This is a genomic window from Mycoavidus sp. B2-EB (assembly GCF_014218255.1).
Classification (GTDB): Bacteria; Pseudomonadota; Gammaproteobacteria; order Burkholderiales; family Burkholderiaceae; genus Mycoavidus.
In genome coordinates, this window is sequence record NZ_AP021872.1 from 188053 (window position 1) to 211928 (window position 23876).

Annotated in this window: 24 protein-coding genes; 17 read left to right on the forward strand and 7 right to left on the reverse strand. The window is 48.2% G+C overall.

From position 1 onward, the window contains the following. Positions 1-6: 6 nt before the first annotated feature. Entirely contained in the window at positions 7-282 is a 276-nt protein-coding gene (locus tag MPB2EB_RS00780) for an oxidative damage protection protein (protein WP_185181995.1), read from the reverse strand. Positions 283-382: 100 nt separating this feature from the next. Next, positions 383-1693, reverse strand: a complete 1311-nt coding sequence (gene argA, locus MPB2EB_RS00785) for an amino-acid N-acetyltransferase (protein WP_232534494.1) — start codon at positions 1691-1693, stop codon at positions 383-385. Between the two features lie 187 nt (positions 1694-1880). Between argA and hrpA the strand changes: the two genes are divergently transcribed. Continuing rightward, on the forward strand, positions 1881-5798 hold the full coding sequence (gene hrpA / locus MPB2EB_RS00790) for an ATP-dependent RNA helicase HrpA (protein WP_232534495.1): 3918 nt from the start codon (positions 1881-1883) through the stop codon (positions 5796-5798). Between the two features lie 78 nt (positions 5799-5876). On the opposite strand, the gene MPB2EB_RS00795 is transcribed toward hrpA, so the two are convergent. Next, positions 5877-6668, reverse strand: a complete 792-nt coding sequence (locus MPB2EB_RS00795) for an IclR family transcriptional regulator (protein WP_185181997.1) — start codon at positions 6666-6668, stop codon at positions 5877-5879. 335 nt (positions 6669-7003) lie between these two features. Here MPB2EB_RS00795 and MPB2EB_RS00800 point away from each other — a divergent pair, with 335 nt between their 5' ends. Further along, positions 7004-7207, forward strand: coding sequence for a hypothetical protein (locus tag MPB2EB_RS00800; RefSeq protein WP_185181998.1), 204 nt, complete (start codon positions 7004-7006; stop codon positions 7205-7207). A 66-nt stretch (positions 7208-7273) separates the two neighbouring features. Here MPB2EB_RS00800 and MPB2EB_RS00805 read toward each other — a convergent pair whose 3' ends face one another. Both MPB2EB_RS00805 and MPB2EB_RS00810 read right to left on the reverse strand, forming a co-directional pair. Next, positions 7274-8017, reverse strand: coding sequence for an F-box protein (locus tag MPB2EB_RS00805; protein WP_185181999.1), 744 nt, complete (start codon positions 8015-8017; stop codon positions 7274-7276). Positions 8018-8212: 195 nt separating this feature from the next. Continuing rightward, positions 8213-9292, reverse strand: a complete 1080-nt coding sequence (locus MPB2EB_RS00810; protein ID WP_185182000.1) for a quinone-dependent dihydroorotate dehydrogenase — start codon at positions 9290-9292, stop codon at positions 8213-8215. 140 nt (positions 9293-9432) lie between these two features. On the opposite strand from MPB2EB_RS00810, the gene MPB2EB_RS00815 reads away from it, so the two are divergent. Further along, the gene (locus MPB2EB_RS00815) at positions 9433-9978 is read left to right on the forward strand and encodes an NUDIX hydrolase (protein WP_185182001.1); all 546 of its coding nucleotides are present in this window, start codon (positions 9433-9435) and stop codon (positions 9976-9978) included. A gap of 33 nt (positions 9979-10011) precedes the next feature. After that, positions 10012-10740 (forward strand): leucyl/phenylalanyl-tRNA--protein transferase, encoded by a 729-nt coding sequence (gene aat, locus MPB2EB_RS00820; protein WP_185182002.1) that lies wholly within the window; start codon positions 10012-10014, stop codon positions 10738-10740. Here aat and MPB2EB_RS00825 read toward each other — a convergent pair. Continuing rightward, complete coding sequence (locus MPB2EB_RS00825; protein WP_185182003.1) at positions 10737-11249, reverse strand: single-stranded DNA-binding protein; 513 nt, start codon at positions 11247-11249, stop codon at positions 10737-10739. The two genes, aat and MPB2EB_RS00825, sit on opposite strands and share 4 nt — an antisense overlap. Continuing rightward, entirely contained in the window at positions 11250-12446 is a 1197-nt protein-coding gene (locus MPB2EB_RS00830; RefSeq protein WP_185182004.1) for an MFS transporter, read from the reverse strand. Between the two features lie 117 nt (positions 12447-12563). Here MPB2EB_RS00830 and uvrA point away from each other — a divergent pair, with 117 nt between their 5' ends. The 13 genes from uvrA (at position 12564) to MPB2EB_RS00895 (ending at position 23868) form a co-directional block, all read left to right on the forward strand. Continuing rightward, positions 12564-15473: an excinuclease ABC subunit UvrA gene (gene uvrA / locus MPB2EB_RS00835; RefSeq protein ID WP_185182005.1), complete on the forward strand. Its 2910-nt coding sequence runs from the start codon at positions 12564-12566 to the stop codon at positions 15471-15473. Positions 15474-15497: 24 nt separating this feature from the next. Further along, positions 15498-16589 (forward strand): AI-2E family transporter, encoded by a 1092-nt coding sequence (locus MPB2EB_RS00840; protein ID WP_232534451.1) that lies wholly within the window; start codon positions 15498-15500, stop codon positions 16587-16589. Positions 16590-16681: 92 nt separating this feature from the next. Next, complete coding sequence (locus tag MPB2EB_RS00845; RefSeq protein WP_185182006.1) at positions 16682-17032, forward strand: hypothetical protein; 351 nt, start codon at positions 16682-16684, stop codon at positions 17030-17032. A gap of 42 nt (positions 17033-17074) precedes the next feature. Then, complete coding sequence (locus tag MPB2EB_RS00850; protein ID WP_185182007.1) at positions 17075-17419, forward strand: hypothetical protein; 345 nt, start codon at positions 17075-17077, stop codon at positions 17417-17419. 222 nt (positions 17420-17641) lie between these two features. Beyond that, positions 17642-18907 carry a type III secretion system inner membrane ring subunit SctD gene (gene sctD / locus MPB2EB_RS00855; RefSeq protein ID WP_185182008.1) on the forward strand — a complete coding sequence of 422 codons (1266 nt, stop codon included), beginning with the start codon at positions 17642-17644 and terminating at the stop codon, positions 18905-18907. Next, on the forward strand, positions 18904-19197 hold the full coding sequence (locus tag MPB2EB_RS00860; RefSeq protein WP_185182009.1) for an EscE/YscE/SsaE family type III secretion system needle protein co-chaperone: 294 nt from the start codon (positions 18904-18906) through the stop codon (positions 19195-19197). The genes sctD and MPB2EB_RS00860 overlap by 4 nt, the downstream gene beginning before the upstream one ends. A gap of 19 nt (positions 19198-19216) precedes the next feature. Then, positions 19217-20776 carry an EscC/YscC/HrcC family type III secretion system outer membrane ring protein gene (locus MPB2EB_RS00865; protein ID WP_370576606.1) on the forward strand — a complete coding sequence of 520 codons (1560 nt, stop codon included), beginning with the start codon at positions 19217-19219 and terminating at the stop codon, positions 20774-20776. Between the two features lie 87 nt (positions 20777-20863). Next, positions 20864-21082: a hypothetical protein gene (locus MPB2EB_RS00870; RefSeq protein WP_185182010.1), complete on the forward strand. Its 219-nt coding sequence runs from the start codon at positions 20864-20866 to the stop codon at positions 21080-21082. After that, positions 21082-21372, forward strand: coding sequence for a DUF1039 domain-containing protein (locus MPB2EB_RS00875; RefSeq protein WP_185182011.1), 291 nt, complete (start codon positions 21082-21084; stop codon positions 21370-21372). Before MPB2EB_RS00870 ends, MPB2EB_RS00875 begins: the two co-directional genes overlap by 1 nt. A 57-nt stretch (positions 21373-21429) precedes the next feature. After that, on the forward strand, positions 21430-21783 hold the full coding sequence (locus tag MPB2EB_RS00880) for a hypothetical protein (RefSeq protein WP_185182012.1): 354 nt from the start codon (positions 21430-21432) through the stop codon (positions 21781-21783). After that, on the forward strand, positions 21780-22508 hold the full coding sequence (gene sctJ, locus MPB2EB_RS00885) for a type III secretion system inner membrane ring lipoprotein SctJ (protein ID WP_185182013.1): 729 nt from the start codon (positions 21780-21782) through the stop codon (positions 22506-22508). The genes MPB2EB_RS00880 and sctJ overlap by 4 nt, the downstream gene beginning before the upstream one ends. After that, positions 22508-23113, forward strand: a complete 606-nt coding sequence (locus MPB2EB_RS00890) for a type III secretion system domain-containing protein (protein WP_185182014.1) — start codon at positions 22508-22510, stop codon at positions 23111-23113. The genes sctJ and MPB2EB_RS00890 overlap by 1 nt, the downstream gene beginning before the upstream one ends. A gap of 20 nt (positions 23114-23133) precedes the next feature. After that, positions 23134-23868, forward strand: coding sequence for a FliH/SctL family protein (locus tag MPB2EB_RS00895; protein WP_185182015.1), 735 nt, complete (start codon positions 23134-23136; stop codon positions 23866-23868). Positions 23869-23876: the final 8 nt, after the last annotated feature.

Genomic DNA, 23876 nt, shown 5'->3' on the forward strand with positions numbered 1-23876 from the left:
CTATTCTCAAGCATTCTCGGGTGGTACATAGCCAGAGGCTGTATCTGCGCCTTCGCCAAAAAAGAATTTTTCGGTTTGTTTGATTAAATATTGGCGTGCGCGTGCATCGGCCATATTGAGACGATTTTCGTTAATCAGCATGGTTTGCTGTTTAAGCCAGCTTTGCCACGCTTCTTTCGATATATCCTGATAAATGCGCTGACCTAATTCTCCCGGCAGAGGGGGGAAATCAAGGCCTTCAGCTTGTTTGCCAAGTTTTACGCAATAAACGGTGCGAGTCATGGAGTACATCCTATTAAATTAATGACCAATGGTGGAGAGTCGGTGCAATTGACTTGCAATGTATAACTTACCTATATTTTATGCAGATGTTTTCCGCTGGTTAAAGTTGCTTCATCAGCACCAACGATTTACGTTGCCAGTTATAAAGGCGGCGGCGGTCTTCAGGCAAGTTATCAATGCTGGCTTTTCTAAACCCACGTTTTAAAAACCAGTGCTCAGTGCGTGTCGTCAACACAAATATACGTGTAAGCCCCTGCGCCCGTGCTCGTTGCTCAATATGTTTGAGCAGTCGTTCACCGTCACCGACTCCTTGTGAGTCTGGGGCGACACTTAAACATGCCATTTCGCCTAATTTTTCTTGCGGATATGGATACAACGCAGCACAGCCAAAGAGCACGCCATCATGCTCTATGACGGAGAAATGATTAATGTCGCGTTCAATTTGAGTGCGTCCGCGTCGCACCAGAGTGCCATCAAATTCAAGCGGTTCAATCAACTGCAAAATACCGCCCACATCATCGATGACTGCTTCGCGCAGACTTTCCAAATTTCTATCGGAAATCATTGAGCCGACGCCATCGTGAGTAAAAAGCTCAAGCAAAATGCTACCATCCAGCGTGAAAGGGATTAAATGCACGCGTGTCACCCCCCCGCGGCACGCGCGAATTGCATGAGTTAAATAAGTTGCCGTTTCCGCATCTAAAGTGTTTGAGGCTTGGAGCTGCTGAGCTTCGTTAAGCGACAATTCGCGTTGTAACGCGCTATCTTCGATAATGCCTGGCATGGAGCTCAGATAAATGAGTTTATCTGCATGCAGTGCCACTGCGGCAGACGCAGCAACGTCTTCCATCGACAAATTAAACGCTTCTCCAGTGGGCGAGAAACCCAAGGGCGAGAGCAAGACTAATTTGCGATGAGAGAGAGAGTGATGAATTGAGTTGGCATCGATTTTGCGCACAATACCCGTGTGCTGGAAATCCACCCCATCTAAAATACCTACGGGACGCGCCGTAACAAAGTTGCCTGAAACCACGCTAATATGCGCATGGGCCATGGGCGTATTAGGGAGCCCTTGGCTGATGGCGGCCTCGATATCTAGGCGCACTTCGCCGGCCGCCTCTTTAGCGGATTCAAGTGCATTTGCGTCCGTAATGCGCATCCCATTAAAGAACGATGATTCAACTTGATGCAAGCGTAATTGCTCTTCAACCTGTGGGCGTGAGCCATGCACGAGCACAATTTGCATCCCCATAGCATGAAGAAAGGCAATATCCTGAATTAAGGCGTTAAGCGCTCCTAGTTGCACCAGCTCGCCACCAAATGCAACCACAAAAGTTTTATTGTGAAAAGCATGGATATAAGGTGCGACAGAACGTAGCCAATCAACAAAACGAGCTTGTTGATCAACCATTTCGAGCGCTTTCTCATTTATTTCATTAGACACTTTCTGAGGGGGCATTTTGTCGTTAGTGAGGGTGCTAAAAGAATTCATGCGCAGATTATAATGCTTCATTCAGTGATTGAATCGTGGCTTGGGATTTATGTCTTAAGCAAACTACTCAGGTTTTAGCAAATTGTCGATAGTTGTTCCCCCTTCGTTGCAGGAAAAGCAGGCGCTCGCTGCGACTGATATAGCGTTGGCGAGTCGCTTGCCGCCCATTGAATTTCCGGCTGAATTACCGGTATCGGGCAAGCGCGCCTCGATTGCGGCAGCGATTGCTGCGCATCAGGTGGTGATTGTGTGCGGTGAGACCGGCTCAGGTAAAACCACCCAATTACCCAAAATTTGTCTGACGCTTGGACGGGGTTGGGGTGCAGGTGGCAAGGGGCTTATTGGCCATACTCAGCCACGGCGTCTGGCGGCGAGCGCTACCGCGCGGCGCATTGCGCAAGAACTGCATACGCCAGTAGGGGAGGTCGTCGGCTACAAAGTACGTTTTACTGACAAGCTCAGCCATAGCGCATCCGTCAAATTGATGACGGATGGTATTTTGTTAGCTGAGACGCAATCTGATCCCCTGCTACGCGCTTATGACACATTAATTATTGATGAAGCCCATGAGCGCAGCCTGAATATAGATTTTTTGTTAGGCTATCTAAAGGAGATTCTGCCGCGTCGACCCGATTTAAAGTTAATCATTACCTCCGCTACATTAGATGCTGAGCGTTTTGCAAAACACTTTAGTCAAGCAGGAACTCATGCACCTGTCATTGAAGTGAGTGGTCGCTTGTATCCGGTTGAGATACGTTATCGTCCGCTGCAAGAAGATGTCAGGCGTGGAGCGGATTTGCAAGCGCGCAAGGGGCCTGCTGTTGAGACCGATAAACTTGAAAATGGGGGGGCGACTGGGCGTGACCTGACAGCCGCTATCGTTGATGCGGTTGATGAGCTCGCGCGCGAAGGGTCTGGCGATGTCCTGGTATTTTTGCCCGGCGAGCGTGAAATTCGTGACACAGCGCAAGCACTGCGCCAACATCACCCTCCGCATACCGAAATTTTGCCTCTATTTGCACGCCTATCAATGGCTGAACAAGAGCGTGTATTTAAAGCCGGCAATGCACGCAGGATTGTGCTTGCTACGAACGTAGCTGAAACTTCGCTAACCGTGCCAGGTATCCGCTATGTAATCGATACCGGCTTAGCGCGGGTTAAGCGCTATTCTTATCGTAATAAGGTTGAGCAATTACGCATTGAGCCCATTTCACAAGCTGCCGCACAACAACGCGCCGGCCGTTGCGGGCGGGTGGCGGATGGTGTTTGTATTCGTTTATATGATGAAGCTGATTGGCAATTGCGGCCACGTTTTACCGAGCCAGAAATTTTGCGTTCTTCACTGGCGGCAGTCATTTTAAAAATGAAGTCGCTACGGTTAGCTGAGGTCGCGGATTTTCCCTTTCTTGAGCCTCCGCCGACTAAGGCAATTGCAGATGGTTACCAGTTGCTGGCTGAATTAGGAGCGGTAGATGACACCCATCAATTGACATCGGTTGGTCAAGCGCTAGCAAAATTGCCACTTGATCCACGCATCGGCCGGATGATTCTTGCCGCGCATGAGCAGCACGCTTTACGCGAGATATTGATTATCGCTAGCGCATTGTCGGTCCAAGACCCACGCGATCGTCCGCTGGAGCAACAGAGCGCCGCTGATACCGCCCACCGTAAATTTGCCGATCCTAAATCGGAGTTTCTCTCTTTTCTAAAAATCTGGCAGTGGTTTGATGAAGCATTGACGCATAAAAAATCAAACCGGCAGTTGCTGGATCTATGCCGTGCCAACTTCCTCTCACATTTACGTTTACGTGAGTGGCGCGAAGTTCATAGCCAGCTGTTAACCGTTGCCAGCCAACAGAACTGGCGGATTAACCAGACAAACGCAACGTTCGAGCAAATCCATGTGTCTTTGTTAAGTGGGTTATTAGGAAATCTTGGATTTAAAGCTGAGAGTGAACCCCATTATTTGGGGGCTCGTGGCATTAAATTTCATCTGTGGCCGGGTTCACATTTAGCTAAGAAAGCCGGACGCTGGATCGTGGCGGCCGAGCTGGTTGAGACCAGCCGCTTATTTGCACGCACCATTGCAGTCATAGAGTCAACTTGGGTTGAACGTGCCGGCGCACATTTGCTACGGCGCTCCATCGGTGAGCCACACTGGGAAAAGAAGGCCGCCCAGGTCGTAGCCTTCGAGCGCGCAACTTTATATGGATTAACGGTTTATCATCGCCGCCGCGTCATTTTTGGTAAACAGACGGCGCAGGCTGCGCAGCAAGCACGAGAAATTTTTATCCGTGCTGCCTTGGTTGAAGGTGAGTTTGATACTAAATTGCCATTTTTCAAACATAATCAACAGCAGATTGCCGACATTGAGCAGCTTGAACATCGTTCTCGACGACCTGATATTTTGATTGACGATGAATTGATTTATGCTTTTTACAATCAGGCCATTCCAGTTGATATTTATACTGGATCTGATTTTGAGCATTGGTATCGTCAAGCGCTGCGTGGTAAGCAAGTTAAAAACGAAAAGCTTCTTTTCTTAAGCCGTGATGATCTCATGCGGCATGAAGCCGCGGGTGTGACCACCGAGCTATTTCCTAAAAAATTGAGCCTGGCAGGCGTTGAAATGGCCGTGTCATATCATTTTGAGCCAGGCTCGCTGCGGGATGGGGTGACTTTGGCGGTTCCCATTTTTGCTTTAAACCAAGTCGATGCGCATCGTTGCGAGTGGTTGGTTGCGGGGATGCTTAAAGAAAAAGTGCATTTGTTACTTAAATCATTACCGCAAAAATTGCGCCGGCATTGTGTTCCTCTGCCCGCTTATGCAGCTGATTTTGTTGAGCGTGCAAGCTTCGGCGTGGGCGATTTGATTGGCGCACTACGTGCAGATATTCGCACGCAAAAACAACTCACTTTGCATCCTACGGATTTTAAACTTGAGACCTTGCCAGCCCATCTTTTCATGAATTTCAAAGTGATCGATGAATATGGCCGGCAGCTTGCCGCAGGTCGCAATCTTGCGCAATTGCGGGCCGAATTAGGTACTCAAGCGCAGCAGAGTTTTCAGAAAATTGCGGTTAAAACGGTCACTGGCGCGACAGCAGAAAGAGTCAACGCAGAAAATACCCAAGAAGTGCAAAACTCGGTCGCGACGACGGCCCATTACAAAAACTTAACTCACTGGAGTTTTGGCAGCTTGCCAGAAATCATGGAGATTGAGTGCAACGGTGAAACTTTGGTGGGCTATCCAGCGCTGGTTGACCGTGGTGCGGTTTGCGACCTAGAGCTTTTTGATTTACCGCAAAAGGCTGTGCGTGTTCATCGAACCGGCTTGCGGCGGCTTTTTACACTGCAATTGCGTGACGCAATTCGTTTTATCGAGAAAAATCTACCTAATTTTCAGCAAATGGCAATGCAATACATGCCGCTTGGCACCGCAGATGAACTGCGGGCGCAAATTATTACATGTGCGCTTGAACGCGCTTGTTTGCGTGAGCCATTACCTACTGATGCAGCTACTTTTGCAGTACGTTGTGACGAAGGGCGTAGTCGCTTTACGCTACTTGCCCAAGAAATTAGCCGTTTGGCGACACAAATTTTTACGGTTTACACCACCGTAGTAAAAAAACTCGCTTCAGTAAAAAGCTTTGCCGCTGCCCATACGGATATGACACAGCAATTACAAACTTTGATGGGGAAATATTTTTTGACCGATACGCCTTATGAGCAGCTGGTTCATTTTCCTCGTTACTTACAAGCGATGGCGCTACGCATCGATAAATTAAAAAATGATGCAGTGAGAGATACACGGCTTTTGGCTGAGTTTTCTCCATTGTATGTGCACTATTCACGTACCCAGGCACAGCGGCGTCAGAGTATCGATGTCGTTGACCCACAGTTACACGCCTTTCGTTGGTTACTCGAAGAGTTACGCGTATCGCTTTTTGCGCAGGAATTACGCACCCCTATGCCTGTCTCAATCAAACGGTTGCATACAATTTGGGCGTCGATTGAGCGGTAAATAGCGTTCTGCCACTTCTGATTTTCTATCTAAAATGGGCCGCTTGAGGGCGCGCACTCAGGCTGGTGCGCGGTTAAACTACTGAGTAGGGTCTTCTATTTCTTTTTGATAGCCGAGCAGGCGTGAAATACGTAATGCTGTCTCACTAAGCTGGGAGAGCCAAACATTTTGCATGCGGTCAGCAGGCGCGGAAAGCGATAGCCCAGCAACCAATCTGTTCGTATCGTCATAAATGCCTGCTGCCGCGCAACGCACACCTAGCTCAAGTTCTTCATTATCGCGCGCATAGCCATGTTGGCGCACATGCTCGAGCTCACGGATGAGCTTGGCCGAATGCGTAATACTATTTTGCGTATGACCCGCTAACCCAGTGCGGGCAATATAAGATTGTACGTTTTCTGCTTCATCCATGGCAAGAAAAAGCTTGCCCACCGAAGTCAAATGGAGAGGCGCCCGCGCGCCAATCGCGCGCACGACTTGCATCCCTGAGCGCTCGCTATAAGCCCGTTCAATATAAACAATTTCATCCCCTTGGCGGACTGATAGGTTAATGGTTTGTCCGGTGAGTTGGCGCAGCTCGTGCATAGGCCCTAGAGCTGTATCGCGCACGGAGAGCCGTGCTTTAACTAAATTACCTAATTCTAATAGTCGCATCCCAAGTCGATATATCCCTGGCTCGGAGCGATCCACAAAGCGGCAGCTCACCATATCGTTCAGAATTCGGTGCGCAGTGGATGGGTGCAAGCGAGTCTGCTGAGCCAGCTCTTTTAAGCTAACAGGTTTAGCATGTGTGGCAAGTGCATCTAACAACCACGTCATACGTTCAATTACCTGAATCGAAGTCTTGGTCGGCGCATGGCTATCGCTCATTGGATTGTGCAAAAAGAATGAAAAAAGAGCCCTTCTTATACCATAAGAGCATCATCTTTGCGTTTGATTTATATTGAGGTCGGGATCTTTCTGCCTAGCGGGTGCATGCTATAATTTTCGATATATATCAAAACCAAAGCTGAGCGTATACAGTAGATTAAATCATTCATTCACTTAGCTTCTAAAAGATTCTGATGGCGAATTTAATCCGTACGCCCCGTTCCCATGCCGATGCAGCCTGGAAGAGCGCATTAGAGGTTTATTTTCAAGAGTTGATGCAAATTTTCTATCAGGAAATTGCGGTTTAAATTGCCTGGGATGCCCAATATCAGACGTTGGATAAGGCGCTACAAAGCCTGGGCGTAAAAAACAACGTAGGCAAAAAGCTTGTAGATAAATTGCTTAGAGTGCGCCTGAAAATAGAGATTAAGGCCGCACATGGAGGAATAACCTATTTCATCAATGGCCGCGGTAAAAATCCGTATTTTCTTACACCTTTTACATATTGGTTAATTCATCAAGAAGGACTTGAGAATTAGGATTATTATCCTGGACTTTACGAGCAGAATTTTTGCTTACTTCAATAATTTTTTCTACTGTGGATTTTATAGAGTTAGTCCCTGCGACACAGATTCCGTAGCAATATGAGAGTCTGGCACCTTAATATTTAGCTCTATTTTTCCAGTTGCCAAAAAAAGTACCGTTTTCTTAAGAGTAAGAGAGATAAGCTGCTTACCATTAATATCCTTATATTCATTAAGCTGATTCACCTGATTGTGATTGAGTAGTCCAGCTTCTTCTAGATTTTCCAGAGTTATAGGAAGGGAGTCTTTCTTTATAAGCTCAGCAACTAATAGAATATGGCCCCTGACAACCTCTCCTGAGGCAACTGCCCTACATAAAGGAGGTAAGAATCCATTTTCTACTTGGCCATATTTTTTTAAGAATAAAACCCCCTCAGTAGGATTTGTAAATAGAGGTTCCTGTAAATAATTGAGCTTCCTCATAACGAGAGAGTGTGCTTCAAAACAAACATCTCGAAAGCGGACCATGTCACTTGGAGGAAGTTTTTTTAATATTTCAAACCACACATCATCTATTGCGGGTAAGCCACCAGCAGAAATTAATTTTGTATTTTTAGGCGCACCGATATGAGACATGCCTAATCTTTCTTGCTTCACATATGCTGAACTTGGATTGCAATTTTCTAGAGGAATGTCTTTTTTCTGACTTAACGGAGTGATAACTTCAGTAAGTTTTTGATCAGTAGGGCGAGCTGAATTTTTTGGGTTATTTCTTAGTGAAAAAACAGTAATACTATGATGAGCCACATTAGTAATATGCATCATATCCTAACTTTAAAAAAACTTATAAATTAAAGGGCGCATACATAACCCCGGATCTTGTCGTAGTCCAGATCAGACCGCCTTCCGATTTGACAAGAATTAGAACGTGAGTTTGGTGCATACCGAACCCTATCGGCGCTGCCTGGATAGGGCCAATACAGAGACTCTGCACCAGTGGGGCCAACGTATTCTTACCGCTCAGGCGCTTGACGAAGTTTTTTGAAGAGCTTCGTTTGATGCGGCAGGGGCTAGCGGTTCTGCAAGGGCCTGTGCACATTCTCGTACCAGTGAGGGTCCTTGATAAATCAGCCCTGTATATAACTGTACGAGTGACGCGCCTGCGGTTAGCTTTGCGCGCGCATCTTCTGCCGAAAAAATTCCGCCAACGCCAATAATAGGAACCGCATCGCCTAAAGCGGCATAAAGTTGGCGAATGACCGCATTAGAAGCATCAAATAAGGGTTTGCCGGATAAACCTCCTGCTTCATCCGCATATTGGAGCTCGTTAACCAATGCGCGCGCGAGTGTTGTATTCGTTGCAATGACTCCATCAATACGGTAGCGTAGCAGCAAATCAGCAATTAATTTGATTTGCTCATCATCCAGATCAGGCGCAATTTTTAACACCAAAGGCACGTATTTTTTGTGTTGGTCGGCTAAGCGTTGTTGCTTGTCTTTTAATGTGGAAAGTAACGCATCAAGGGCTGTCTTATCTTGTAATTGACGTAGGTTTTTTGTATTGGGCGATGAGATATTAAGCGTTACATAGCTGGCAAATGGATATACTCTTTCCAGGCAGTACAAATAATCATCAGCCGCCCGCTCAAGCGGCGTATCCGCATTTTTGCCAATATTCAGTCCAAGTATGCCTGTAAAATGTGCAGCCTGGACATTTTTTACAAAGTGTTCAACGCCGCCATTATTAAATCCCATCCGATTGATCAATGCTCCAGCCTCAGGCAATCGAAATAGGCGCGGACGCGGATTGCCAGGTTGCGCCCGCGGCGTTACCGTACCGACTTCAATAAAGCCAAAGCCAAGCGCAGCGAGGCCATCGATACAGCCGCCGTCCTTATCTAACCCTGCCGCTAGACCAACTGCGTTAGCAAAATGGAGGCCCATGACGGTGCGTGGTGCATGGACGGTACATAAACCCGGGAGTTTAGTGATACCGATACGGCCCGCCGTACGTAACATAGAAAGAGTTAAATGATGCGCTGTTTCTGCATCCATACGGAACAGACATGAGCGTGCAAATGGATAAAGTGAACTCAACACAATTGACCATGAAAGGATGAAAGTTCGTTATTATGAACGAATTGCTTCAGCCGTCAGCTCTTTATATTAAAGACGTAATTTGCTTGTAAGCAAGAGAAACAGTCAAACTGCAAGCACTTTAACAAATAACCAGACCCATTATGAAATTTTGTCCTTCCTGTGGCAATAAGGTGAATTTAGCAGTTCCACCTGGCGATAACCGAGAGCGTTTTGTGTGCGCTCAGTGCGGTGAAATTCATTACCAGAACCCACGCAATATAGTTGGCACAGTGCCGGTCTGGGACCGTAAAGTTTTACTGTGCCGCCGCGCTATAAATCCGCGTTACGGTTTTTGGACTTTGCCGGCAGGCTTTATGGAGCTTGACGAAACGACAACCCAAGCGGCTGCTCGGGAGACGCTTGAAGAGGCGGGAGCTCGAGTTGAAATACAGGAACTTTTTTCATTATTAAATGTACCTCGGGCGCATCAGGTCCATATTTTCTATCGCGCCCGTTTGTTAGATATCGACTTTGCTGCGGGTGAAGAAAGTTTAGAGGTGAAACTTTTTGATGAAGCGAGTCTCCCTTGGTCTGAAATCGCTTTTGCGAGCGTTGCACAGACTTTGCGCTTTTTCTTTGCGGATAGTGCTAGCGGAAACTTCAGCTTACATACGGGGGATGTCGTCCATAGCTTGCATTCCGACTAAGATTGAGTCATTCGCATTCTACCGAGCTAAACGATGTTGCCTTGGCTGCACGATAATGATCCGTTTCCAAGCGTTGAATCTGCGTTAAGCACTCATAGCGGTGCATCTGGCCTGCTTGCGGCAAGCGAAAAATTAGATATGCAGCGTTTGCTGCTGGCCTATCGGCAGGGTATTTTCCCATGGTACGAAGAAGGTCAGCCGGTCTTATGGTGGAGTCCAGATCCCCGCATGGTGCTGGTTCCGGCAGAGTTTAAAGTATTCCCTTCACTTAAAAAAACACTAAAACGCATACTGCGTGAGCCCGCCTGGGAAATTCGCGTAGATACCCAGTTTATTCATATCATGACTGCCTGTGCTCGCGTCGCACGGCGCGCCCAAAGTGGGACTTGGATTACGGCGGATGTGCTCACTGCCTATGGGGCACTACACCAGTCAGGGTTTGCGCATAGCATTGAGACTTGGTACGCAGATCAATGCGTGGGTGGCTTATACGGAGTAAGCATTGGCCGCATGTTCTTCGGCGAATCAATGTTTGCATTACGTCCTGACGCATCAAAAATTGCGCTCGCCGCATTGGTGAGTCATTTACGATGGCATGATGTAAACATGATTGATTGCCAACAAAATACAGCACACTTGGCTTCACTCGGTGGGCGTGAAATTCCGCGTAGCCAATTCATCGCCCATCTGCGCCAAGCTGTTGATAAGGCGCCTATTCCGTGGCGCTTTGATAAAACCTTGCTGCGCGATGTGATCGCTTAAAACGGAATATCGTCATCCATTTCATCAAATCCACCGCTAGCCGGCGCGTTATGAGAAGTACCGCTAGGGCGGTTTGCCGCTGCGTTTGCAGGAGGCGTATAACTGCTGGCGCGCGGAGCCGCCTGAGTGGACTCGGGTGCATAACTTGCTTGATCCATGGCCGCTGTGCCAGAGCTTCGTGAGCCAAGCATTTGCATTTGATCGCCCATAATTTCAGTTGAATAGCGATCTTGCCCACTTTGGTCTTGCCATTTCCGCGTGCGAATGCGTCCTTCAATGTAAACAGAAGAGCCTTTTTTGAGGTAGTCCCGGACAACTTCGGCGAGCCGATTGAAAAAAACCACGCGATGCCATTCGGTGAGTTCTTTCATTTCACCCGTGGACTTATCTTTATAACGTTCTGCGGTTGCCAGCCGGATATTCGCGACGGGGTCGCCATTCGGCAGAGAACGTATTTCAGGATCAGCGCCAAGATTGCCAACCAGGATGACTTTATTAACAGATGCCATTCATTTCCCCTGTGATTCAGTGTATATAGATTCAGGAAAGCGCGCGGAGCGTGAGGATTGCATATGGGCGGCGATTATAAGCCACAACATGACAAGCCCCGCGCAGCTTATAAATAATGTATGCTGCCCCGCATTTTTGAGCAACCAGCCACCCAGCACACCGCCCATAAAATAGCCAAGCGCTTGTACAGTATTGTAAATACCCATGGCAGCGCCTTTGCGCGCGCCAGGCGCCAACGTTGAAACTAGCGAGGGTTGCACAGCCTCAAGTACATTAAAGCCGGTAAAGTAGATGATAAGTATCGTGCCTAGCCACCATAGGGTAGGCGGAAATTCGGCAAATAACAATTGGCTAAATAGGATACACAGAATCGCTGCGAGCATGATGGTTTTCATGCGGCCATACTTTTCCGCTACGATAATTGCGGGGACCATCAGTACAAAAGACAGCCCCATGACAGGTAGATAAATCTTCCAATGTGCGGCAACAGGCAGACCCGCGGCCTCCAACAAGCGTGGCACCACAATAAAAAGCGCGATTTGGGAGAAGTGCAAAACAAATACGCCAAAATTGAGTCTCAGCAATTCTGCATCTCGGAGTATTTGTGCAAATGAAGTTCTACTCGGGGTAGGCGGGGCGGTGGGCGTGGGGACAACCCATAACGTTACACCGATTGCAGTCACTGCGAGCAGGCCAATCACCGCAAATAAGCCGCTCATGCCGAGCCAGTCAAATAAAGCTGGCGCAATAACCAGCGCTGCGGTGAACGATAGGCCAATACTTGCCCCGACCATCGCCATGGCCTTCGTGCGATTTTTTATGCTGGTGAGGTCAGCTAACAACGCGATGAGCACGGATGAAATAGCGCCCGCGCCTTGCAAAGCGCGGCCCAGGATGATCCACCGAAGATCTGTGGCGAGCGCTGCCACTAGGCTACCCAATGCAAAGATGAGTAAACCCACAATGATCACAGGTTTGCGCCCAAGCCAGTCGGATGCCCAACCATATGGAATATAAAAAACCGCTTGGGCCAGTCCATAAATCCCTAGCGCAAGCCCGACCAGCAGCGCATTATCGCCACCTGGTACGGTTTTCGCATACACTGAGAAGACGGGCAGAATTAAAAAGAGGCCCAGCATACGCAGCGCAAAAATCGCCGCCAGTGAGACGGTAGCGCGAATTTCTTGTGCGCTCATAGGTAAGGAGGCAATCAAAAGAAGACGAACAAATGCAGTAGGTAAATTTTAGAATTGAGCACCATGCTCAGTAAACGATTATAGTAACAGGTTTGAGCTCTTTTTTTGCTACCGGTCATGGAAGAAATCCGCATTCGTGGGGCGCGCACTCACAATTTAAAGAATATCAACCTTGATTTGCCCCGCCATCGTTTAATTGTGGTTACGGGACTTTCTGGCTCAGGTAAATCGTCGTTGGCTTTTGATACGCTCTATGCTGAAGGCCAGCGGCGCTATGTAGAAAGCTTGTCTGCCTATGCGCGACAGTTTTTGCAGTTAATGGAAAAACCCGATGTTGATTTGATCGAAGGATTGTCTCCGGCGATTTCAATTGAACAAAAAGCTACATCGCATAATCCCCGCTCAACGGTAGGCACAGTGACGGAGATTCATGATTATTTGCGTTTACTGTACGCGCGGGTAGGCACGCCTTACTGTCCAGACCACGCACTTGCGCTGACGGCGCAAAGTGTTTCGCAAATGGTTGATGCGGTGCTTGCTTTGCCGCCTGGCACCAAATTGATGATTTTAGCGCCAGTGGTCGCTAATCGTAAAGGCGAGCATGTGGAGCTATTTGCTCAGATGCAAGCTCAGGGGTTTGTCCGCTTTCGCGTACGTTCGGGCGGAGGGGCTGCAAATGAGGGTAAAGCCCATATTTATGAAGTTGATGAGCTGCCAAAGCTGAAAAAAAACGATAAACATACGATTGATGTGGTGGTTGATCGGATCAAAATTCATGCGGATATAAAGCAGCGCTTAGCCGAATCATTTGAAACTGCATTACGGCTTTCTACTGGACGGGTGATTGCGGTTGAAATGGAGGGTGAGCGCGAACATTCGTTTAGCTCGAAATTTGCTTGCCCGGCTTGTTCTTATTCGCTGCCAGAGCTCGAGCCGCGTCTTTTTTCGTTTAATAATCCAATGGGCGCCTGCCCTGAGTGCGATGGTTTGGGTCAAATTACATTTTTTGACCCTAAGCGAGTGGTTGCCTATCCTTCGCTGTCGTTAGCTTCTGGGGCAATTAAGGGGTGGGAGCAACGTAATCCTTTTTATTTTCAGATGTTACAAAGTCTGGCGGCGCACTTTAAATTTGAGCTTGACGTTCCCTTCGAGAGTCTGCCAGAAGAGACTCAAAAAATGATCTTATTCGGCTCACAGCGGCAGGTGATACCTTTCTCTTATCTTAATGAGCGTGGGCGCACCACGATTCGCGAGCATGCGTTCGAGGGCATTATTCCGAATCTGGAACGTCGTTATCATGAAACTGAGTCGGCGACGGTGCGTGAAGAATTAGCAAAATACCAAAATAATCAGCAATGTACCGCTTGTGCTGGCGCGCGTTTGCGGCGTGAAGCATGTTATGTAAAGCTTGGCGAAGGCGACAACGCGCGCGCAATTTACGAAATCAGTGCTTGGCCGTTACGGGATACGCTGCACTACTTCCAGAATTTGCATTTAACAGGCGCTAAACAAGGTATCGCGGAGCGAGTGATCAAAGAAATTACAGCGCGCTTGACCTTCCTGAATGATGTCGGCTTAAATTATCTTTCGCTTGAGCGTAGCGCGGATACTTTATCGGGCGGTGAGGCGCAGCGCATTAGATTGGCTTCGCAGATTGGTTCCGGTTTAACGGGAGTCATGTATGTGCTTGATGAGCCTTCAATTGGCCTACATCAACGCGATAATGATCGCTTGATCAAAACCTTAAAGCATCTGCGCGATTTGGGCAATTCGGTCATTGTGGTGGAGCATGACGAAGATATGATTCGTGCTTCTGATTACGTTGTGGATATGGGGCCAGGGGCAGGTGAGCATGGTGGTTGTGTGGTTGCGCAAGGCACGCCAGCGCAAATTGAGGCGCAGCATGATTCATTAACGGGCGCCTATCTTGCGGGCCATCAGCAAATTGCTGTGCCCACTGAGCGTAAAAAAATGGGGCCTGATAGCTTAAGAATTATCGGCGCGCAGGGCAATAATCTAAAGCATGTGACGTTTGAGTTACCGATTGGGCTATTAAGCTGTATCACAGGAGTTTCGGGCTCGGGCAAATCGACTTTGATTAATGATACGTTGTATCGCGCAGCCGCCCGCCATTTGTATGGTTCAGCGACTGAAGCCGCACCCTACGACGAAATTGAAGGGCTTGAGAATTTCGATAAAGTCATTAATGTTGACCAGTCTCCGATAGGCCGCACGCCGCGCTCGAATCCGGCGACTTATACGGGGCTTTTCACCCCCATCCGCGAGCTTTTTGCGGGCGTGCCGGCAGCGAAAGAGCGCGGCTATGGTCCGGGTCGCTTTTCTTTTAATGTCAAGGGTGGGCGTTGCGAAACATGTCAAGGCGATGGGGTGCTCAAAGTTGAAATGCATTTTTTGCCAGATGTTTATGTGCCATGCGATGTATGTCATAGCAAGCGGTATAGCCGTGAAACGCTTGAAATTCAGTATAAAGGCAAAAATATCAGTGAAATCTTGGAGATGACCGTTGAAGTTGCACATGAATTTTTCAAACCGGTGCCGCTGGTTGCGCGTAAACTGAAGACGTTGCTTGAGGTTGGGCTGGGTTACATTCGTTTGGGACAAGCGGCGACCACTCTATCTGGCGGTGAAGCGCAGCGGGTGAAGTTGTCGTTAGAGCTTTCTAAGCGCGATACGGGCCGGACGCTTTATATTCTCGACGAACCAACCACAGGCTTGCATTTCCATGATATCTCATTGCTGCTTGAGGTGATTCACCGACTGCGCAATCAGGGCAATACGGTAGTGATCATTGAGCATAATCTGGATGTCATCAAAACGGCTGATTGGGTTATAGATTTAGGCCCAGAAGGGGGGGCTGGCGGTGGCCAGATCATTGCTTGCGGTACGCCGGAGCAAATTGCCAAATCAAAAGTCAGTTTTACCGGAAAATATTTAGCTCCGCTCTTGAAATTAAACCCGCGCAAAAGAACTAGAGGGAGTGAGGTTGTAGTCGGGTCTAATATGTAGCGTATGAAGAGAAAGGAAATTAAGATGGAAGATAATCGAGCTCATCAGCCTAAGCGCCCTACTCATGCCGGTGCTATGTTGGATGCGCCAGGACGGAAAATAAACCATGCGCCAGCTAAATGGATGGTGGTGGAGATAGCGAGCTACATTCTAGCGGGGATCGCACTTTGGTTGGTGCTCGTGTTAAAGCTGCTAAGCGGCCTCCTGGCGGGCTTATTTACCTTTCAACTGATTCATGCATTGACCCCCTTATTGGAAAAACGTTTATCCAGCCAACGCGCGCGCTGGTTGTCGGTCATGCTGCTTTCTATTCTTGTAACAGGCGCTTTAAGCGCAGCGATTGTTGCCGCTATCTCGTATTTTCAACATAGTGCGCCAAGCGAGCAAAAACTGCTTGAGCGGACTTTGCAAATTATCGATGGCGCGCGTGGTCAATTACCCGTTTGGTTGCAAAATTATTTGCCGGATGACATAGAAGATATTCGCGTTGGCGCTCTTGAGTGGTTGAGAGCGCATATTGGCGAATTGCGGCAAGGTGGTAAAAATGTAGTGTTAGGTTTTGTGCGGATTGCGCTAGGCATCATTCTGGGCGCAATTATTGCGGTCAGCGTCACCCGCCGCGTATATCGTTTGCCATTTGCCGCCGCCCTGGTAGCGCGCATTAGCCATTTTAGCGATGCGGTTAAACGGATTGTCTTTGCACAGGTAAAAATCTCGTTAATTAATGCAAGTTTAACCGGCATTTATTTATTATTAGCGTTGCCTCTGTTCCAGATTAACCTGCCGCTTGGCAAAACGCTGGTTCTATTTACTTTCGTGGTAGGGTTGCTGCCCGTAGTGGGTAACTTGATTTCGAATTCTGTGATTATTGTGGTTTCATTGTCTGCAGCCGGGGCGACGGTGGCGTTTGCTTCATTAATTTTTCTAGTGGTGATTCACAAACTTGAATATTTTTTAAATGCACGTATTATTGGTATTGAAATTGAAGCGCGTACCTGGGAATTATTGCTGGCAATGCTTGTCATGGAGGCCGGTTTTGGCTTGCCAGGCGTAGTGGCTGCGCCGATTTATTACGCTTATTTGAAATATGAGCTGTCTGCGGCGAAGTTAATTTAGCCTAGTTATACGCTAGCTTTTTGAATCGAGTGTAGTTTGTTTAAATAAATGTGCATAAATTTTATTAAATCAATTTAACCAAAGGATTTCGGATGAGCCACGAACCTAACCAGACCGAAGTGCTGTTGCGCCAGATGTCAGATATGGATAAACTGGCGGAACGCGTGAGTGAATTGTGTGCGCAAGTTGCTGATTTGACTGAAAATGCAGCGCGTGACCCTAAAGCGCAAGAGCGTTTAGCCAAGCTACAACGAGAGTGGGCCGATGGCAATAGCAATGTGCCGGAGCAGATTCAGCAGATCCAAACACATATGCAGCGTGCTATTGCTTGCAGTGAGGAATATACGCAAACGGTGCGCGCTGAGGCGGATAAATCCAAAATTGCTGACCAAGGCGCAGGTTCAGATAAGACTGCCGGTAAAAAGGCGCGGCAATTCGCCTGATGTACGGCGTTTTTTATATTCACTTTATCTAAAGGTATTTAAATGCTCAACAGCGTTCCTCCCCCAGCGATTTCTAATGCGACTATTTCGGTAAGCCAGCATAGAGCTTTGCCACGCGCGGCTGGCGGGGTTATTGATATCCACGAATACAAAAATCCATTTGAATTGATACGAGTCGTATTAAACGAGCTGCGTGATACTCAGTATGAATTGGTGCAGGCATTGACATTGAGAAAAAATTCAGCGACAAATGATGTTGCTGCGCAACAAACGCACGAACAGCTTACGCAAGCAGAAAAGGCTCTCTCGAATTACGAGGCTGAACTGAACAAATTCATGCAACAGACTCACCAGTTAATCACCAGGATTCTGGATGCAATTCGATAAATTAAGAGTATAAATATGCACTGCAGCTCGTGCTGGTTTGGAGTGTGCAAGCTAAAAATTGTTGTTGTAGTAACGGCACTGAGCAAGTACGCAATTCTAAAAAAGTAGTAGAATGAGAGTGGACTTTTTAATTAAAAGGTGTCGAGTATAGAGTGTGCTGCTGATACTTGAGAATGTTGTGGTGCAGCAATTTGAAAATAATGAAAGGGCAAGCTTATTAATATGACAGCCCGTTTTCTGTGGAAGTTAGTTTTCCAATCGGGTCCTCTAGCGGGGCAAGTTTTGCATTTGCCTGCCGGTGAGTTAACTGTTGGCGACCAGCCTGGATGCGATATAAATTTCCCTCTGTCGAGTACCCACGGGGACCATTGCGTGCTATCTGTCGATGAGCATGGGGTTACGTTACGTCCTTTGCGGATACGTTGCAAGGTTGATGGCCGCCGCTTAAAAGCGGATGAAGTTAAATTAGAGGTGGGGCAAATCATAGATTTGGCCGGCTGTAAATTTAATCTGGCGCGGGTAGTCGAAGACGCAGCGAGTTCAATTGAAGCCTTGCCAGTTACGCCAGTGCGTGCGGCCGCACGTGTACGCGGTTTGCGTTTATGGGGCGTTGGCTTGCCATGCATCATAGCCGGGGGCTTGGTGGCCGCCTTGTTGCAAGCGGGGCAAGAGTTGCGTGCTTCAGTGTCGCAATATAGGCCATTTAATCTAGAGAGTTATCAAGAGACGCTGCGCCTAAATGCTGGGCTTGCGCAAATAGAAGTGATGCGCGCTGAAAGCGGCGCGTTGACATTATCTGGTTTATGCCAGCATACCTCTGAATTAGCGCCATTTTTAGTGCGGCTTGACGATGCGCGCATTCCATACAGTAATCAAGTCGTCTGTGTCGACGAGTTGCATCAGGGCGTTACCTATCTATTGCAGGCCAATGGATATCGGGATGCGCGGGTTAGTGCCGGTTCGTCGTTAGGCTCGGTGGTGATTACGGGTAATATCCATGCAGGTAAACGTTGGGAAACAGTGAGTCAGCAGTTAAATCAAATGCCAGGTTTGGCATCTTGGATGGTCAGCAACGACGCCGATGCTGTCATCACAAGTTTAGTGGATACTTTACGTGAGTGTAAGTTGCTTACAAAGCTAAGCGTGGCGCGCCAGAGCGGCAACATTTTGACAGTCACAGGCCAGTTGCCAGCTGAGCGCCAACAGCAACTGCGGCAAGTGTTAGATGTATGGCAAAAACAATATGAAGAGCGTATCCGCGTAGTCTATCAGGATATTCCAACCTCAAAGCTTCAGCTCAGCATACTTCCTGCCACCGTAACGGGGTTTAGCGGCAACCATAAAACGGCTTTTTTACAGCTTGCCAATGGCATGAAAATACAGATCGGCAGTATCTTGCCAAGTGGGTATGTGGTGACCAAGCTAGATGATGGTGGGGTTGAGTTGCGTAAAGATGGGCAGTTGATTCATCTGCCGCTTGACTTATGAGCGACAACCCAATGAGCAGCCCCGTGACACAGCTTGAAGAGTGCCTATTGGCCGATCAGGACGGCGCGCATCGGACTAAACTCGCAGCTCAACTTGAGAGCGAAAAAAATCGATTGCAACGTTCTTTGCGTCAACCTTGTCTCCCAGCTCAATATCGTATTTACAAACAGCAGTATGCTGCAGTCGAACATGCGCAAATAGTGGTTGATGCAGTTTGGCATGCGTATCATAAACCGCTTGCGCGAAAATCAGCTCGGGCAGGTTCTTCCTTCTCAGTAAGAAAAAAATAGGAATAGCGTGAAACAATGGGTGTTGTTGCTAGCTATGATGCTAGCTTTCGGGTCAGTGCAGGCGCGTATTCCATGGCGGGGGGATCCCTACTTTATTACGACGCGTGGCGCAAAAGTGGCTGATGTTCTAAAAGACCTTGGCGCAAATTACGGGGTTCCCGTGATTGTAAGCCCTAAAGTAAATGATCATTTTGTCGGCACAGTTCGTAATGAAATGCCGGACGTAATTATCGAGCGTTTTACTCAACTATTTAATCTGGCCACCTATTATGATGGCCAGGCTCTTTATGTGTATAAAGGGCATGAAATCAAAAGCCAGATTATTACGCCGCGTTATTTATCGACCCAAAAACTTATCCGATACCTTAGTCAAGGTGGCGCAAAAGAGCAAAAATATTGCTCATTACGCACAATCAGTAATTTCAATGCGCTTGAGGTGTTTGGCGTACCCATGTGTGTTGAACGGGTGAGCGAGCTTGCGAAAAATCTAGACGAAAAAGTCTTGGACCAAGCGCAAAATCAGGAAACGGTGCAGGTTTTTCCGCTACGTTTTGCCTCTGCCGACGATAATATTTATAACTATCGGAAGCAAGAAGTTCGTGTGCCAGGTGTGGTGAGCGTCTTGCGCGAAATGATCCAGGGCCGTTCGCCGATTGGAGAAGGGGTTCCGCTGACTAGTGCTAGCGGGAGCTTGCCTATAGAAACAACATTACCCGCGTTCTCAGCGGATTCACGACAAAATGCAATTGTCGTGCGCGATCGGCAGGTTAATATGCCCATCTACGCGAAATTGATTAAGCAGCTCGACACACAGCCAGCCCAAATTGAAATATCGGTGGCGATTATCGATGTAAATGCAGCCAATCTGAGTGCGCTCGGGGTTAACTGGTCAGGTACTGCCAACATAGGCGGCAAATATGGCGTGAGTTTTAATACCGGCTTGCCGCAAGGTTCAAGCGCTACCATTAATAGCGTATTGAATGATACAAACGGTTTTATGGTGCGGCTGAATGCGCTTGAGCAGCACTCTCAAGCCAAGATTCTCTCGCGGCCCTCTGTGGTCACCCTTAACAATGTGCAAGCAGTGTTGGATCGTAGCATCACTTTCTACACTAAATTAGAGGGTGAGAACGTGGCTAGGCTAGAATCCGTTTCCGCGGGTTCGCTATTGCGTGTTACCCCACGTTTAATCAAAAACGGCAGCTATGATCAGATTATGCTCACGCTGAACATTCAAGATGGGCGACAAACTGAGCCGATTTCTGGCAACCATGAGCAATTGCCGCAGATTGCGAATGCTGAAATTGCGACTCAGGCGACCTTATTGCCAGGCCAGAGTTTGTTGTTGGGGGGCTTTGTGCAAGACCAGCAGATGCAGGGCGAAAGTAGGGTTCCGTTATTAGGTGAAATACCGGTTTTGGGTAATTTGTTTCGGAATAAAAACGGCACGGCGCATAGTGTAGTGCGGCTTTTTCTAATCAAGGCGGAGCCGCAGCCAATTGGGCCGCAGCCAGCGCTTGCCAATTTGTCGACAAGTCCTGCAAATGAAGACTCGGTAGTGGAAGAAATTGCGCAATAATTGTGTGGTCGCAAAAGATAGAATGCATGCTTGATGTGTGTTGCTGCGACGTCAACGCAAAAATTTAATTTTGTAAGGTGGATAAGTATGAATACGACAATTGACCAAATCAGCCAGATTATGGGCCACAAAGCAACGGATTTAACAAACCAACTGCAACAGACCGTTGCGCTTGATGTATCGGATCCAAGAGTCATGAGTAAAGTCCAATATTTTACGCACCAACTCTATAGTACGATTGGCTTGCAGAGTGCAATCTTAGATGTTTACAAAAAAATCAACCAAGTCATTATTCAACGTATCTAATGACTGAACTGGCGCGAGACATCAAACGGCTATTGGTTGAGGCGGCGATTGCTGCACCCAATCATGGCCTGGTTGCACAAGCGCAAGGGCTGCTTGAGGCGCTCCCAGCGCTAGGGCTGGAAGATGAAACTCAGGCGCTTGCAGTCGCCATGGTGCATTTTGGCTTACGCCAACCGCACACCGCATTAGAGACTATAAAAAATGTTGAAGATGGTTGTGCGCAAGATTTGCGTCAGATGATCGCAAATTACATGGACGACCTAGCGCGTAAAAAACACTCGCTGAGTTAGCGCAGGTTATTTATTTGCCTTGGGTAAACCGACTTTTCTTTTGGAGAACTATTTCTTATGTCCATCGATATCCAATCGATCCCACCTTCGATGTTAGCACCTGCGGCGTACGAACCCCATGGCGTGGTTCAGCCGCAGCCTTCTGTCGAGCAAGTGGAAGGGTTCGCCAAATTATTGCAATCTAACGCGATACCTAAGCATGAAGAAGGGTTACTTAAGGCCATGCAGATGCAAGGCGAGCGTGTTGACCAACGTTTAGCGCCAGCAACATTGGACAAAGCAGTTGATGACCCCGCGGCGATGCTCAAGGTGCAGCACGCTTTAGTCAAAACCGTATTGGAACTCGATTTTGCGGCAAGAATTGCAAAAGCCGGCACCGATGGGCTCAATAAGCTTACGTCAATGTCATGAGCAAGAATTTTGTCGCGGGTTGTTTATTGGCGTTTAGCGTCTTACTAGCGGGTTGCAAAGTGACATTGTATTCAGATTTATCTGAATATGAAGCGAATCAAATGCTAGCGCTATTAATGGCGAATCAGATCGATGCCGCTAAGCAGAAAGATAAAGCTGGTGGTTTGACCTTGCAGATCAAAAAATCGCAATTTGTTCAGGCGGTTGAAATCTTGCGCCAAAATGGTTACCCACGGTCTAAATACGCATCGGTGATGGATGTTTTTCCGTCTAATCAGTTAATTTCATCGCCAGAGCAAGAACGGGCGAAGATGAATTATCTGAAAGAACAACAAATCGAAGCCATGCTAATGAGCATTGATGGCGTGATTGTGGCGCGTGTATCAATCGGTAGCGTGCCGCCTGACAATTTGGGCCTTGAGACGATTAAGCCGACAATCTCGGTGTTTGTAAAATATTCTCCGGCCACTAATTTATCGACTTGGCAAGGGCAAATTCGTGATCTCGTGCGTCAAGGCGTGCCCGGAATCCAAAATGACAGCATTAGCGTAGTGATGGTCCCCGCAACCTATCGTTATACGCCCTTGCAACCTAAAGTACTGCCTTCATGGTGGGTGCGTTTACTGCAAAATCCGATATCGTTTGGTGGCATGGTGTTGTTATTTGTGGCAATGCTAGGTTCTGCCGTTGGTTTCTCTATATGGCAAACACGTCGAGCCTCGTAGTGGATCCGCTAGAAGCGCGCTTAAACGCATTGCTCTGGCGTCCAGGCGCGGCGATGCACCAGCATTGGTGGCCGGCGCTGGCGCTTGAGACATGGCAGCCTGTATATGAAACCTGTGCGCGTAGCCGACGCTGGATTGAGCATGCGATTGCGGCTCGCCGAGGCGTGCCCAAAGCGAGTGCCGCTCCCCCAAAATTAACCTTGCTTGAGCGGCGCGTACTGGGTTTGACCGATAAATTACCGGCTCTATTATTGGCTTTGGGCTTATTGCGTCTTGGGCAGCCAGAATATTGGATGCTTAAACCCTATCTCGAAGCGCTGAATTCTCATTTAGATACAGTGGCCTGTTCTCAATTAGCCGTATTGGCAACCACCGTGGCTCCGCCCGGATTCAAAGTGCAAGTACCGTTAGTTGAGCCTGAGCAGTTGATTGAGCATGCGTGCCCCTATGGAGCGGCAGCGTTAACTGGGGTGTTCGCCGGCAGCGCTGTATTGCAAGCGCTTGAAATCTTACTGGCGCCAGGTAGTTTTGACGGCGAGCCGCTGCGTGAACCCGCCGCATCTTTTGGGTTAGATGCATTATTCCGTTTGGCCCGTTTTTTATAAATTTAGATCTAGCCGTTACCGTGAATACCGAAGCCAATCCCTTTAATCTTGAAATTAAGTTGATTGCTGAGCCAGAGCCGTCAGAACCTGTGCTGCAAGCCGCTGTCTTCGATCTCTTAGAGCAAGCAGAAGCAACGCTTGAGCAGGCGCAAACGCAAGCCGCTCTGATACGGCATGAGGCTGAGCAAGAGGCGGTGCAAATTCGCGCAGCGGCGAGTGAACTCGGCGCGGAAGAGAAAGCTGCCCTGATTCACCAAACTCAGGACGAGGCGCGTGATCAAACGGTCACGCAAGGGCTGCGTTGGTTATCTGATGAGACACAGTTAGAAGCCAACATTATCGACCGGCTAGAAGCGCGCGTGCGCAGCACCATGGCCAACGTATTGCAAGAATGGTTAGAGGGACAAGACCAGATTGCGCAACTTGCGCGCCAGTTGGCCGCGCAAGTACGAGTGCGCGCGCGGCAGCGCCCCTATCAGATCCGCCTGCACCCAACTGAATGCGAGTCGGTGGCGGCGCAGTTAGCGCAGAGCTCAGACTTAGCTGAGATTCACTGTGTTGCGGATGCTACGCTGACGGCAGGCCAAGCCATTATAGACATGGAATTTTTGCGTATTGAATTTGATTTAACTCGGCATTGGGCGCAAGTTTTGGCTGCGCTGCGAGGCGAAACTTCAAGCGCATCTGTGGCTACTACAGATACTGACGAACCTGTGCCTGAGACTTTAGCGCTGCAAATTGAGCCGGCGTGGTAAAAGCATTC

What these genes read in the sequence shown, in the direction of transcription:
- MPB2EB_RS00850 (WP_185182007.1), top strand. Translation starts at nt 17,075, where the DNA reads ATGCTCAACAGCGTTCCTCCCCCAGCGATTTCTAATGCGACTATTTCG.
- MPB2EB_RS00780 (WP_185181995.1), bottom strand. Translation starts at nt 282, where the DNA reads ATGACTCGCACCGTTTATTGCGTAAAACTTGGCAAACAAGCTGAAGGC.
- argA (WP_232534494.1), bottom strand. Translation starts at nt 1,693, where the DNA reads ATGGTTGATCAACAAGCTCGTTTTGTTGATTGGCTACGTTCTGTCGCA.
- MPB2EB_RS00880 (WP_185182012.1), top strand. Translation starts at nt 21,430, where the DNA reads ATGTCCATCGATATCCAATCGATCCCACCTTCGATGTTAGCACCTGCG.
- MPB2EB_RS00860 (WP_185182009.1), top strand. Translation starts at nt 18,904, where the DNA reads ATGAGCGACAACCCAATGAGCAGCCCCGTGACACAGCTTGAAGAGTGC.
- MPB2EB_RS00870 (WP_185182010.1), top strand. Translation starts at nt 20,864, where the DNA reads ATGAATACGACAATTGACCAAATCAGCCAGATTATGGGCCACAAAGCA.
- aat (WP_185182002.1), top strand. Translation starts at nt 10,012, where the DNA reads ATGTTGCCTTGGCTGCACGATAATGATCCGTTTCCAAGCGTTGAATCT.
- MPB2EB_RS00845 (WP_185182006.1), top strand. Translation starts at nt 16,682, where the DNA reads ATGAGCCACGAACCTAACCAGACCGAAGTGCTGTTGCGCCAGATGTCA.
- MPB2EB_RS00875 (WP_185182011.1), top strand. Translation starts at nt 21,082, where the DNA reads ATGACTGAACTGGCGCGAGACATCAAACGGCTATTGGTTGAGGCGGCG.
- uvrA (WP_185182005.1), top strand. Translation starts at nt 12,564, where the DNA reads ATGGAAGAAATCCGCATTCGTGGGGCGCGCACTCACAATTTAAAGAAT.
- MPB2EB_RS00840 (WP_232534451.1), top strand. Translation starts at nt 15,498, where the DNA reads ATGGAAGATAATCGAGCTCATCAGCCTAAGCGCCCTACTCATGCCGGT.
- MPB2EB_RS00815 (WP_185182001.1), top strand. Translation starts at nt 9,433, where the DNA reads ATGAAATTTTGTCCTTCCTGTGGCAATAAGGTGAATTTAGCAGTTCCA.
- MPB2EB_RS00825 (WP_185182003.1), bottom strand. Translation starts at nt 11,249, where the DNA reads ATGGCATCTGTTAATAAAGTCATCCTGGTTGGCAATCTTGGCGCTGAT.
- MPB2EB_RS00805 (WP_185181999.1), bottom strand. Translation starts at nt 8,017, where the DNA reads ATGATGCATATTACTAATGTGGCTCATCATAGTATTACTGTTTTTTCA.
- MPB2EB_RS00830 (WP_185182004.1), bottom strand. Translation starts at nt 12,446, where the DNA reads ATGAGCGCACAAGAAATTCGCGCTACCGTCTCACTGGCGGCGATTTTT.
- sctD (WP_185182008.1), top strand. Translation starts at nt 17,642, where the DNA reads ATGACAGCCCGTTTTCTGTGGAAGTTAGTTTTCCAATCGGGTCCTCTA.
- sctJ (WP_185182013.1), top strand. Translation starts at nt 21,780, where the DNA reads ATGAGCAAGAATTTTGTCGCGGGTTGTTTATTGGCGTTTAGCGTCTTA.
- MPB2EB_RS00795 (WP_185181997.1), bottom strand. Translation starts at nt 6,668, where the DNA reads ATGAGCGATAGCCATGCGCCGACCAAGACTTCGATTCAGGTAATTGAA.